The sequence below is a fragment of the Pseudomonadales bacterium genome, assembly GCA_024234435.1.
Classification (GTDB): Bacteria; Pseudomonadota; Gammaproteobacteria; order Pseudomonadales; family Porticoccaceae; genus JACKOF01.
The window spans coordinates 1,958,055-1,970,241 of sequence record JACKOF010000001.1 but is presented as its reverse complement, the minus strand read 5'-3'; the positions used below and the strand labels follow the sequence as shown (position 1 = coordinate 1,970,241).

The following is a 12,187-nucleotide window of genomic DNA, read 5'->3' as shown; positions in this document are numbered from 1 at the left end:
GTTATTCGGCCTCTTTGATAACGGCATGTTCTTTTAATTCGTCGATTCTGGATTCGGTGTAGCCCAGTTCTTGCAAAATATGGCGAGTGTCCTCACCGATGGCGCCCCCGGTGTATTTGTAATCGGGTGAATAGTTTGAGTATTTTATAGGGTGGGCTACCTGAGGTTGTTGGCTACCGTCAGGCTTGGGTACGGTGATAACCATGTTGCGCGCGGTGAGTTGCGGGTGATCTTTTGATTCGGCGAGATTGAGCACCGGTTCGACACAGGCATCGGTTGCTGCGAAAACAGCCTGCCAATGCTCAAAGGTCTGGCTGGCGAAAGCATCACGTAAAGTTTGTTTTATTTGCTTTTGTGCTTTTCTTCTCTCCGGCGTATCGGCTTGCATCATTGTAGGATACAGCTCCATTAGCGCTGAAGTTCCAGTCGCCTCTGTGAGAGCTTTAAAAAACTGGGGTTCGATACTGCCCACCGAAAAAAAGCGGCCATCGCTGGTTTCGTAATAATCGTAGAACGTGCCGCCATTAAGAAGAGTGGTTTCGGCTTTTTGTGGCTCACCACAGGCGAGCAAGCCGGGAGCAGCTAACGCATTTAATGCAAAGGCCGCATCGGTCATGCTGACATCAATGTGTTGACCATTACCTGTTTGTTCTCGGTGTGAAACAGCAGCCAGAATGCCGGCGACGGCGTGCATAGAGCCGCCAGCGATATCCGCTATTTGGATGCCTTGGGGTACGGGAGGTTCTCCGACGCGACGGCTGTAATCGGCCACACCTGCCAGCGACAGGTAATTGTTGTCGTGACCTGCTCGATCTTTATAAGGGCCGGTTTGTCCATAGCCGGTGATGGAGCAGTAAATAATACCCGGGTTGATCTCACGAAGTGTGTCGTAGTCAATTCCAAGCCGTTTCATAACGCCAGGCCGAAACTGCTCAACCACAATGTCATAGTCTTGCTCGCGGATTAACTGCTTGATGATATCCACACCGTCTTGCTGCTTTAAATCCACCGCCAGCAATTTCTTGGAGCGGTTCAGGTACATATGGTTTGCAGACTGATCGCCATCCATGGGGGCTGCAAATCTCAAGAAGTCTATTTGGCGAGTGGACTCAACGCGCAACACCTCGGCGCCCATATCTGCAAGCATCATAGTGGCGTAGGGCCCCGGTAACAGGGTTGAGAAGTCGAGAACTTTTAAGTGGCTTAGTAAAGACATGAAGAGACCTTTTTAATAATTTCGAGAATTTTGATTGATATGATCAAGTATGTCAAATCGTTGTTTCTGTTTGTTTTATTTTTATAAAACATTGATTAATATATATTTTATTTTATTTTTTGTCTTTGTTTTGTTGTTCCTGTTAACGGGTTGAGTATGATTTATGTAAAAATGCTTGACCGAATCAAGCATTTTTTATACCTTGCTTTCCTTGCAAAGCGTTGTTGGTATGGCTAATCGTAATATTGGCTGTAACCGTTAAAAGGGGTATCGGGTGTCTTCTACAGTCAAAGGTCTAACTCACGAGCAAAGAACGGAGTTGTCTGATCAGCGTATGTTTGACGCCGCAATGGACTTGATTCTTGAGCACGGGACGGTCAGGACGACGTTAAAAGAAGTGGGCGAGAAGGCCGGTTATAGTCGTGGGTTGGCGAATAACCGCTTTGGCTCGAAAGAGAACCTGTTCGAGCGGCTAGTGAAGCGCTGTTATCGGGTGTGGCTGGATGAATTGTCAAAGTTTGTGGGCAACAAGTCGGGGTTGGAAGCGTTTATGACAAGTATTGATGCTTTCGAAGATTTTTTGCTGGAGGCGCCGCGAGAGTTGCAGGTGCTGCATATACTTTGGTATGAATCCATTAGTCATCAGTCTGTTATGAAAGCAAAGCTTAAGGAGCAGCAGGAGAAAATGCTTTCCGATGTGACGGGCTATCTCGGGCGGGCGCAATTTAATGGTGACATCAGTCGTGACTGCGATGTGGCGGAATTTTCGATTCGTTATTTAACGTTTATTTTTGGTATTACCTACATGTGGTTGGTCAATCCTGAAGGCATTCCTGTTAAAACGATTTTTGCCGGTTACCGCGACAGTGTTAAAAAAGAGCTGCAAATAGAAAGCTAGGGCAGAAAAGCCCAGTCTTACAATTTAAGGGGTAATAAAATGACAACTTCTGCATTGGGCCGGAGATGGTCTGATACGTTATTTAGTGACGTGTTTTTGCCGCAAGAAGCACTGGATATCCGACGAGAAGCGCGCGCCTTCGCTGATGATGTGCTGCGGCCCGTTGCTCAGGAAGTTAATACCACGCCGGAGAGTCGTGACGGCTTTCGGCACGATCTGGTGAAGGCCATCGCTGATGCCGGGCTTTATCAGGTGCCGTTCCCCAAAGAGCTGGGCGGGCGCGGATTGGAGCTCCCAACACTGGCAACACTTCTGGTGATGGAAGAGCTGGGTTATTACACACCGGGTGCAGCTTCAGCACTGTTTGACGGCCAGGCTATTCTCTGCGGCCAAACTTTATTGAATGCATCTGATGACATCCGCCAAATCTATATCCCCAAATTGATTAACGGCGAAATAGTTTGCTGTTTTGCCACTAGTGAGCCGGACACCAGTACCGATCTGTCGGCACAGTCCATGCTAACGGAAGCATTACCCGTAGAGGGTGGTTATTTGGTCAACGGTCGCAAGCGCTGGATTACCAATTCGGTTGCTGGAGATATCGTTTGCCTGTTATGCAAAACAGGTGATTCCCTGACCATGTTTCTGGTCGATATGCATCACGAGGGTGTTACCGTTGCCGATCCTGACCTGAAGATGGGTAACCATGCCCAGTTGACGGCCGATATTTTCTTTAAAGATGTGTTTGTGCCAGAGGATCACGTGATCGGTGCCGAGGGCAAAGGGCTGCGTGCGGCGTTGGCTTCTCTCACTATGGGGCGCGCAGGCATCGCTGCATTGGGAGTTGGTATGGCGCAGCGGGCATTTGATTATTCGGCCAGTTACATCAGTGAGCGCAGTGTGTTTGGTGACAAGATCGCCTCCTTTCAGCATTGGCAATTCAAGTATGCAGATCATGCCACAGCCATTGAAAATGCCCGTAATCTCTATCAAAAGGCGGCCATTAATTACGACAAGGGTAACAAGCCGTTACCGCTGATGGCGATGGCCAAGGTTGCTGGCAGTGAGGTGGCGGTTGAAGTTGCCCGCGATGCTATTCAGGCATGTGGTGGTTATGGGTTTGCTCGGCGAATGTCCGCTGACGGTATCGACTGGCCGCTGGAGTCCATCTATCGCGATGCCAAGATTGGTGAAATATACGAAGGTGCCAACGAAGTTCAGCGCTGGGCAATAGCGAGGGAAATTTTTGGCCGCAATATTACAGGCTAAAAGTTACTGGTTAAAAGGTACTGGTTAAAAAGGTACCGGGTAAAAGGTATGACAGCGCAGTAAAGAACGGCTTGAATAAAAGAGACATTACCGGGCAGCTACCGGTTTAACTGGAATAACAGGATTTTGACGATGACAAATACCGCTTATATCTATGATGCTGTGAGAACACCGCGCAGCAAAGGCAAAAAAGATGGTGCCTTGCATGAAGTAAGGCCTGTGCATCTGGGGGCAGGTTTACTGCGTGAGTTGCAGCAACGCCACCAACTGGATACTTCAAAAGTTGATGATGTGGTAATGGGTTGCACCGGGCCGGTGGGTGAGCAGGGCGGTGATATTACCAAAACGGTTGTCCATGCCGCTGGTTGGGACGAATGTGTTCCCGGCGTGCAGTTGGACAGGTTTTGCGCCTCGGGTCTGGAGGCCGTCAATATCGCCGCCATGAAAGTTGCCTCTGGTTGGGAAGAGTTGGTGGTTGCCGGTGGTGTTGAAAGTATGTCCCGGATACCACTGGGGGCCTCAGGTGGCGCCTGGATTAATGACCCTGAGTTCAGTTTGAGTCTTAGATCTGTGCCTCAGGGAATTGGTGCTGACCTGATCGCTACTATGGACGGCTATTGCCGTGAAACCGTGGACCAGTTCGCCTTGCAATCCCAGCAGCGAGCAGCAGCTGCTCAACAGGCGGGGTATTTCGATCAGTCCGTTGTGCCAGTAAAAGATTTGAATGGCTGCGTTATTCAGGATAAAGATGACTTTATTAAACCCGGTACCACCATGGAAGCATTGGGCTCTTTGAAGCCAGCGTTTGCCGCACTGGGGGCGATGGGCTGTGATGAAGTGGCCCTGAGTAAATACCCTCAGGTAGAGCGCATAAACCACGTGCATACCGCTGGAAATTCCTCGGGTATTGTGGATGGCGCTTCAGCGGTATTGATTGGCAGCGAGCAGATTGGTAAGGATTTACAGTTGACCCCGCGTGGCCGTGTTGTTGCGACTGCGGTCCTGGCTAGCGACCCGACCATTATGTTGGCCGCACCGGGGCCTGCAGCAAAAAAATGTCTGGCGAAAGCCGGGCTGACCGTAGCCGATATCGACCTGTTTGAAATCAACGAGGCGTTTGCCTCCGTTGCCTTGCGCTTTATGCGGGATCTGGATATTTCCCCTGAGATTACCAACGTTAATGGTGGCGCGATTGCTATGGGGCATCCCTTGGGCGCAACGGGCGCCATGCTGGTCGGTACCGTATTGGATGAGCTGGAGCGTCGCAACCTTAAGCGAGCGTTGATCGCTCTTTGTGTAGCCGGCGGACAGGGTATCGCCACTATTATCGAGCGCGTGTAAGCCGCTCGTAAACAGAATAAAGCAAGGTAAAAGCAATGAGTGAATTTGACTACGTAAAAGATGAATCGGGTATTGTCACCATCACCATGGATATGGCCGGTCCGGTGAATACTATGAATGCCACTTGCCGCCAGTTAATGAACGATTGTGTTACACGGCTTGAGCAAGAAACCGATTTAAGTGGTGTGATACTGGCGTCTGCAAAATCAACTTTCTTCGCCGGTGGTGATTTAAAAGAATTGTATTCCGTTCCGAAAGGTGAAGAAGCGGCGCTGCTGGAGATTATTGAGTTACTAAAAGGCCCGTTACGGCGTTTGGAGAAATTACCGGTACCGGTAGTGGCCGCGATCAACGGCGCAGCATTGGGTGGTGGTTTTGAAATATGTCTGGCTTGTAATCACCGGATTATTGTCAATAAGTCATCCGCCATTGTGGGTTTGCCTGAGGTGACGTTGGGCCTGCTGCCTGGCGCAGGCGGGGTTGTGCGTATGATCAACCTGCTCGGTCTGGAGCAAGGCTTGCCTTATTTGCTGGAAGGCAAAAAGCTTAAACCGGCTCAGGCGCTGGACGTCGGTCTGGTTGACGAAATGGTTGAGAGTGTTGATGAGCTTGTGAGCCGCGCCAAAGCCTGGATAAAAGCCAACCCTGATGCGTCGCTACAACCCTGGGATACCAAAGGATACAAAATACCCGGTGGCAATATTCACAACCCTCGCATTGTGCAAACTCTGCAGGCGGCGCCGGTCATGCTGTACACAAAAACTCGCGGCCTGTTGCCTGCGCCTGAGCGTATTCTTTCGGTCGCTACCGATGCTGTTACTGTCGATTTTGATACGGCATTAAAATCTGAAACACGCGGTTTGGCGTATCTGGTGACGACACCACAAGCCAAAAACATTATTAACTCGATGTTCTTCCAGCTGAACCGTATTAATGCCGGTGTCAGCCGACCAAAAGGTCCCGAGAAACAGGTGGTCAAGCGCGTTGGTATTATCGGTGCCGGGGCGATGGGACAAGCCATTGCCTATGTTTCTGCCAAGGCTGGTGTTGAAGTGATACTAAAAAGCTCATCGCTGGCCTCCGCAGAGAAAGGCAAAGCCTATAGCGAGAAGTTGGTGAGTAAGTTAGTTGAAAAAGGCCGTATGGGTGAAGACAAAAAGCAAGCCGTATTGGCGTTAATCAAACCCACTGACAGCTACAGTGAATTAAGTGGTTGCGATTTGATTATCGAGGCAGTACCGGAAAATATGACGCTGAAGTCCACGGTCTTGAAGGACATTGAACCGTTCCTGGGCGAGGGCGTTGTGGTCGGCTCAAATACGTCGACTCTTCCAATCAGCCAACTTGCTGAATCAAGCGGCAGCGCGGCAAATGTGATTGGTATTCACTTCTTTTCACCCGCTGACAAAATGCCACTGGTAGAAATTATCTGCGGCGAAAAAACATCGGATGAAACCCTGGCAAAAGCCTTTGATTATGCTCGGCAGGTGGGTAAAACACCGATTGTCGTCAATGATTCATTGGGCTTTTACACCTCGCGTGTATTTCTTTCTTTTCTTGATGAAGGCGTACGTATGCTGGAGGAAGGTATTTCCCCAGTGGTTATTGACCGCATGGGGCAGCAGATTGGTATGCCCGTCGGGCCTTTGGCTGCCCAGGATGAAGTTAGCCAGTCGCTAATTCGCACAGTAAGAGAAACCCATTCTGAAATGGGGGTTTATGGCAGCAAATATGATATCGATGCCGCTGCCCGAGTTGCCGAGACCATGATTAACAGTTATCAGCGTGCGGGCCGTCATCAAGGTGGTGGTTTTTACGAGTATCCTGAGAGCGACGATAAAAAGCCTGGTGATAAACACATTTGGCCAAAGTTGTTTGAGCTTTATCAAAAGGCCGATGTAACTATTCCTGAACAGGACATGAAAGATCGCATTCTGTTTCGCCAGGTTATCGAAAGTATTAAAAGTTTACAGGAAGGTGTCTTGCGAAGTGTTGCTGATGGCAATATCGGCTCCATTTTTGGCATCGGTGCGCCAGTCTGGACCGGCGGTTTTATCCAGTTTGTGAACACTTATGGTTTGCAGCAATTCGTTGATCGCTGTGAACAGCTATCAGCGGCTTATGGCGACCGGTTTAACGTGCCGGAGCTGGTTAAACAAAAGCTCGCAGCCGGTGAGTTGTTTGAGTAATTGAGTCAGGACTGGATGTAAACCACGATCGAATAGAGGTTAAGTAATGTTAAAGCGCGATTTTACCGAAGAGCAACAAATGCTTCGCGAAGCCTACCGGAAATTCCTGGCCCAGGAAATTGTCCCGAACATGGAACGCTGGCGAGAGCAGGGCATCGTTGATCGTGAGGCCTTCAGAAAGGCCGGCGAAAACGGTTTTTTGATGATTTGGCCGGATGAAGAATTTGGTGGTATGGGTGACGATGATTTTCGTTATGAACAGGTCATTATTGAAGAAAATGCCTATGCGCGAACCAACGACTGGTTTTGTACGCTGCATAGTCGCCTGGTTGGCCCCTACCTGAAACGGTTTGGTAACAAGGAGCAGCAGCAACGCTACCTGCCTAAGTGTGTCAGCGGCGAAATTATTCTTGGTGTCGCCATGACCGAGCCCGATGCTGGTAGCGATTTGGCCGGTATGCGTGCGGTTGCTGTTGAGCATGATGATCACTGGGTGTTGAACGGTACCAAAACCTATATTTCCAACGGCATCAACGGCGATTTGTTTGTGGTTGCCGCTAAAACCGATCCGCAAAACAACCCTCATGCTATTACACTGTTTTTGGTTGAAAGTGGCATGGAGGGTTTCGAGAGAGGCCGCAATCTGGCCAAGATGGGTATGAAGGCCCAGGATACAGCCGAGTTGTTTTTTCGTGATGTAAAGGTGCCCAAAACGAATGTTCTGGGCGAACCAAATAAGGGCTTTTATTACCTGATGGAAGGGCTTGCGGAAGAACGTTTGATTGGCGCTTGCGCTTACCTCAGTGCGGCCCAGCTGTCATTTGATTTGAGCCTGGAGTTTGTTCGCGAGCGCAAGGCATTTGGCAAGCGCATTGCGGATTTTCAAAATACCCAGTTCAAGTTGGCAGAGCTTCGAACCGAGCTCGATGTTACTCAGGCTTACGTCGATCAGTGTGTTGCGGTACATAATCGAGGTGAGCTAACGGCGGTTGAGTCTGCAAAGGCAAAGATGGTGACCAGTGAATTGCAAGTTAAGGCTGCGCAGCTGGGTGTGCAGCTTCATGGTGGTGCCGGTTATATGGATGAATATCCTATTTCCCGGCAATTAACCGATGCCATGATCTCTCCCATTTATGCCGGTACTTCGGAAGTGATGAAGATCATTATCAGCCGCGACTTTTTGTCGGCTGACTACCAGCCATTCAATCAGCGTAATTTTTAATTAACGCAATTTGTAATTAACGAATCAATTCAACTTTTAATCAACGTAATTTTTTACAACGTAACTTATGAATAAGGAGCTCTAATGGATATTTCAGGTAAGGTCGCTATTGTGACAGGTGGTGCCTCAGGCTTAGGTCAGGCGACGGTTGAACTCTATGCAGAAAAAGGTGCATCGGTGGCCATTTTTGATCTGAATGAAGAAGCAGGTAAAGCCATCGCCGAACGGCTTGGCGACAACGTTGTTTATTACAATGTTGACGTTGCTGATGAAGCATCGGTTCAAAAAGCAATTGATGCTGTGGTGGAAAAATTTGGTGCCTTGCACATTGTTAATAATTACGCGGGTATTGGACCTGCTTGTAAAACCCTAAGTGGCAAGGGGCCTCACCCGATTGATCTGTACGTGAAAATTGTCATGATCAACCAGGTGGGCACCTTCAATGTTGCGCGTCTGGCGGCCGAAAAGATGGCTAAAAATACACCGGTCAATGACGACGGTGTGACGGGTGTCATTATCAACACGGCTTCCGTTGCGGCTTATGAAGGGCAAATTGGCCAGGTGGCCTACAGTGCCACAAAAGGTGCAGTTGTCGGCATGACATTGCCAATGGCGCGTGAGCTGGCCAGTTACGGCATTCGTGTGAACACCATTGTGCCGGGTCTTATCCATACGCCATTGTTCGACACTATCGAAGAGTCTTATTACAAGTCACTCGAAGCTTCAACGGTATTCCCCAAGCGTTTGGGTAAAACCAGCGAAATCGCGGCGTTGTCATTGCACATTGTTGAAAACGATTACATCAATGGTGAGTGTATTCGCATGGACGCCGGTGTGCGCATGCAGCCTAAATAAAAACTACAGGCAAACGATAACTGACTGTTTAACGAGACCAAAAAAGGAAAGCTTCGATGACTGATCAAGCCAGTGCTGTTCTTTACAACGTTGTCGATGGGGTGGCGGTAATTACCCTTAATCGACCTGCGCAAAAAAATGCTTTTACGTTACAAATGCGCAACGAATTGCTGCAATCTCTAAACAACGCGAAAAGTGATGATGCGGTTAAAGCGATTGTACTGACAGGAAGTGCCGGTGCTTTTTCGGCAGGTCAGGACCTGGTAGAGGGCATAGAAGGAGGGGTTCCCACCCAGCTGTTGTTGGAAGAGGAATACCGGCCGATAATTTTTGCCATTGATCAGTCAGAGAAGTTGGTCATCGCCGCGGTTGATGGACCAGCCGCTGGCGTCAGTGCTGCGGTGGCACTGGCTTGCGATCTGGTGGTGATGAGCCCCAAGGCTTATTACTATCAGGCTTTTATTGCCATTGGGGTGATTCCTGATGGTGGTGCGACATGGCAGCTAGTACAGCAACTCGGCTACAAACGGGCTCTGGAGTTGGTTATCAGTGGTCAAAAATTGCCCGCCGCCAGAGCGGTAGAGCTGGGGCTGGCCAACAGAGTATCCGAAGCAGAATTGGCGCTGGACGACGCGCTTGAATGGGCGAAAGATATTGCACAAAAAGCGCCGTTAGCGGTCCGTGATAGCAAACGTGCGCTGAAAGAAGCACAAAACACCGATTTGAATCACGCCTTTACCTACGAAGCCTCATTGCAATCGATAGTCACTGCCAGTGAAGATGCCAAAGAGGGTATTAGCGCATTTGTTGAAAAGCGCAAACCTGTCTTCAAAGGTCGATAACAATAAACAATCATGAGTAGAGGATGGGACGTACGATGAAAACGCGCATTACGGAATTGTTAGGTATTAAGTACCCCATTGTTCAGGGCGGTATGATGTGGGTCGGTACTGCTGAGTTGGCGTCGGCAGTTTCCAATGCTGGCGGGCTGGGAATTCTGACGGCGCTTACCCAGCCAACACCGGAAGATTTAAGAAAGGAGATTTTGCGGTGCCGGGAAATGACCGACAAACCTTTCGGTGTGAATTTAACCATTTTGCCATCCATCAAGCCCCCGCCCTATGAAGAGTACTGTCAGGCAGCTGTCGAAAATGGCGTCAAAATTATTGAAACTGCGGGTCGCAACCCTGAACCTTTTATGCCTTTCTTTAAGAAAAATGGCGTCAAAGTGATTCATAAATGCACCTCTGTCCGGCATTCGTTGAAAGCCGAGAGAATCGGTGTGGATGCCGTCAGCGTTGATGGTTTCGAGTGCGCCGGTCACCCTGGTGAAGACGATGTACCCAACCTGATATTACTGGCCGCCGCCAAGGAGAAGCTAACCATACCCATGCTGGCTTCCGGAGGAATCGGTAACGGTTACCAAATGGCCGCAACCATGGCGCTTGGAGCGGAAGGCGTGAATATGGGCACCCGGTTTGTGGCGACCAAAGAAGCACCAGTGCATCAGAACATGAAGCAGGCAATGGTCGATGCTGACGAGCGTTGCACCACATTGATGTTCAGAACGTTGAAGAATACTGTCCGGGTTTACCGAAACCCCGTTTCGGCAAAAGTCCTTGAAATTGAAGGGCTTCCCGGAGAAACCGATTTTGCCGACCTGCAAGAGCTGGTGGCAGGCGCGCGCGGCCGCGAGCGCTGTATCGAGAAGGGAGATATTGACGATGGCGTCTGGACTGCCGGGCTGGTGATGGGCCTGATTCACGATATTCCCAGCTGTGAAGAACTTATCGAAAGAATGGTGGCAGAAGCTCGTGAAGCGATATCTGATCGTTTGATGAGGTTGCTTGACTGAGCGAGTCAATGACAGAGTAGGTGGCGATACTTAATCTTTTTAACTGGGATAACGTAGTTAATGTTAATAGCCAACTGCATGATCACGATCTAATTTCTAGAGGAAGAAGCCGAATAAAAGTTAAGGTTTTGTATCGCTAATAATTATAGTTCAACTGGACATATACCAATTATGGGGAACTCAGCGTTTGACTCTTTATCAGAGGTAAATCCTACCGGGCATACAACATTGTCCGGTTATGTTCTGGCCATTTGCCATGCTATCGAAGATGCTGGTGTGGACTACCTGCGCTTGTTGACCCAAGTGGGTATCGATCATAACCATTTGCGAGATTTTGGGTTTCGGTTCAGTCAGGAAAAAGTAACTGCCCTATGGCATGCGGCGATAGAGATTACCGGGGATCAAAACTTTAGTTTAAAAGTGGCACGTCAAATTCGACCTTCCAGTTATCATGTTGTTGGCCAAGCGATGTTGTTTAGTGGAACTCTGCGTGCAGCGAGTCGAAGGTTTGCACGCTTTTCCCGTCTAATTTCTGATTCTGCGAGCATCGATCTTGTAGAAGATAGCGACATGCTTAAACTTAGTATTACAGTCGATACCGGGGGCGCACTGTTACCATACCAAACGGTTGATACAGTCTTGGCAGGTTTTTTGGAGTATTGCCGGTGGATAATGCAGGGAACGTTCGATCCGCTGGAAATCTATTTTTCGCACCAATTGTCAGAGCATGCGGAGGAGTATCAACAATTATTCCGTTGCCCTATACATTACGGGCAGAGCTTTGATGCCGTTATCTTCTCAGCTGCAGATATGGACCAACCAATACCTTGTGCGAATGAAGAGCTTGCCTCCCTTTTGGATCAATTGGCTGCTCGGTATATGGTCGAGCGTTTGGGTGGACGATTCTCCCGTAAAATTCGTGAATTTCTCCTTGTTAAGCTGCCTGATGGTGAGCCTTCTCGCGCTGATGCCGCAGAGAGCCTTCATATGTCAGAACGAACGTTGGCGCGACGATTGAGTGATGAAAATACCACTTATTATGAAATCCTGAAGCAGGTGCGAGAGGAAAAGGCTTACGGCTACCTCAAACATACAGAGGCGAGTATTGAAGAGATAGCTCATTTGTTAGGTTTTTCTGACGGGGGCAGTTTTTCCAGGGCTTTTAAAGGTTGGAGTGGTAAGCGACCAAGTCAGTGGCGCATAGAACAATTACAATTTTTAGACCTTTCGACTAGTTAATGTCCCCCCGCTGTCCGTAATTGCGACATATTGACCTCATATAACCTTATTAGACCTGTACTGCCATAATATCCATTCCCGCATTATTGTAGATTATTCGCGT

At 49.0% G+C, this 12,187-nt stretch carries 10 protein-coding genes; 9 read left to right on the top strand and 1 reads right to left on the bottom strand.

The annotated features are described in order from the left end of the window. Window position 1: 1 nt before the first annotated feature. Window positions 2–1,216: a CoA transferase gene (locus H7A02_09025; protein MCP5172394.1), complete on the bottom strand. Its 1,215-nt coding sequence runs from the start codon at window positions 1,214–1,216 to the stop codon at window positions 2–4. A 274-nt stretch (window positions 1,217–1,490) separates the two neighbouring features. On the opposite strand from H7A02_09025, the gene H7A02_09020 reads away from it, so the two are divergent. The 9 genes from H7A02_09020 (at window position 1,491) to H7A02_08980 (ending at window position 12,084) form a co-directional block, all read left to right on the top strand. After that, complete coding sequence (locus H7A02_09020; protein MCP5172393.1) at window positions 1,491–2,114, top strand: TetR/AcrR family transcriptional regulator; 624 nt, start codon at window positions 1,491–1,493, stop codon at window positions 2,112–2,114. Between the two features lie 39 nt (window positions 2,115–2,153). Continuing rightward, a complete protein-coding gene (locus H7A02_09015; GenBank protein MCP5172392.1) occupies window positions 2,154–3,383 on the top strand; it encodes an acyl-CoA dehydrogenase family protein in 1,230 nt (409 codons plus the stop codon). 132 nt (window positions 3,384–3,515) lie between these two features. Further along, window positions 3,516–4,724, top strand: a complete 1,209-nt coding sequence (locus H7A02_09010; GenBank protein MCP5172391.1) for an acetyl-CoA C-acetyltransferase — start codon at window positions 3,516–3,518, stop codon at window positions 4,722–4,724. Between the two features lie 35 nt (window positions 4,725–4,759). Further along, window positions 4,760–6,913 (top strand): enoyl-CoA hydratase/isomerase family protein, encoded by a 2,154-nt coding sequence (locus tag H7A02_09005; GenBank protein ID MCP5172390.1) that lies wholly within the window; start codon window positions 4,760–4,762, stop codon window positions 6,911–6,913. 46 nt (window positions 6,914–6,959) lie between these two features. Continuing rightward, window positions 6,960–8,135, top strand: coding sequence for an acyl-CoA dehydrogenase family protein (locus H7A02_09000; GenBank protein ID MCP5172389.1), 1,176 nt, complete (start codon window positions 6,960–6,962; stop codon window positions 8,133–8,135). 84 nt (window positions 8,136–8,219) lie between these two features. After that, window positions 8,220–8,990, top strand: a complete 771-nt coding sequence (locus H7A02_08995) for an SDR family NAD(P)-dependent oxidoreductase (protein ID MCP5172388.1) — start codon at window positions 8,220–8,222, stop codon at window positions 8,988–8,990. A gap of 56 nt (window positions 8,991–9,046) precedes the next feature. Beyond that, window positions 9,047–9,832 (top strand): enoyl-CoA hydratase/isomerase family protein, encoded by a 786-nt coding sequence (locus tag H7A02_08990; GenBank protein MCP5172387.1) that lies wholly within the window; start codon window positions 9,047–9,049, stop codon window positions 9,830–9,832. A 35-nt stretch (window positions 9,833–9,867) separates the two neighbouring features. Then, the gene (locus H7A02_08985) at window positions 9,868–10,845 is read left to right on the top strand and encodes a nitronate monooxygenase (GenBank protein MCP5172386.1); all 978 of its coding nucleotides are present in this window, start codon (window positions 9,868–9,870) and stop codon (window positions 10,843–10,845) included. 171 nt (window positions 10,846–11,016) lie between these two features. Beyond that, complete coding sequence (locus tag H7A02_08980) at window positions 11,017–12,084, top strand: AraC family transcriptional regulator (GenBank protein ID MCP5172385.1); 1,068 nt, start codon at window positions 11,017–11,019, stop codon at window positions 12,082–12,084. The last annotated feature ends 103 nt before the right edge of the window (window positions 12,085–12,187 follow it).